Raw genomic sequence first — 328 nt, 5'->3', positions numbered from 1 at the left:
CCTGCACCTGTACCCGGACTCCGGGCACGCCTTCCACTGGGAGAACCTCGAGGACTTCAACCCCCGCGTGCGCGACTGGCTGAAGGCCCACGGGTAACGGTCGCGGCAGCATCGATAACACGATAACCACAGATTACTCACTGATTCCATGATTCGACGACCCCCACTCCCCCTTGTGCTTGCTGCTGCGGTCCTGCTGCTGGCAGCGTCCACTGAAATGGCCAATGCCGATACGCACCCGGCGCCCGGCCCGGCCCACCTGGAAGAGGATTCCCTGCGTGTGCTGGTCTTCTCAGGCACCGGATGGTATCGTCATGCGGAGATCCCG

1 protein-coding gene is annotated in these 328 nt (G+C 63.1%); it reads left to right on the top strand.

Annotation, left to right across the window (positions count from 1 at the left end):
- Positions 1-148 precede the first annotated feature (148 nt).
- The coding region (locus tag ACG2E4_RS18590) for a hypothetical protein (protein ID WP_395277526.1) at positions 149-328 on the top strand (180 nt) is incomplete at its 3' end.

It is taken from the genome of Halalkalibaculum sp. DA384 (assembly GCF_043951955.1).
Classification (GTDB): domain Bacteria; phylum Bacteroidota; class Rhodothermia; order Balneolales; family Balneolaceae; genus JAMQKA01.
Note: the sequence above shows the minus strand (reverse complement) of the source record. Positions and strands in the feature narration are given on the sequence as shown.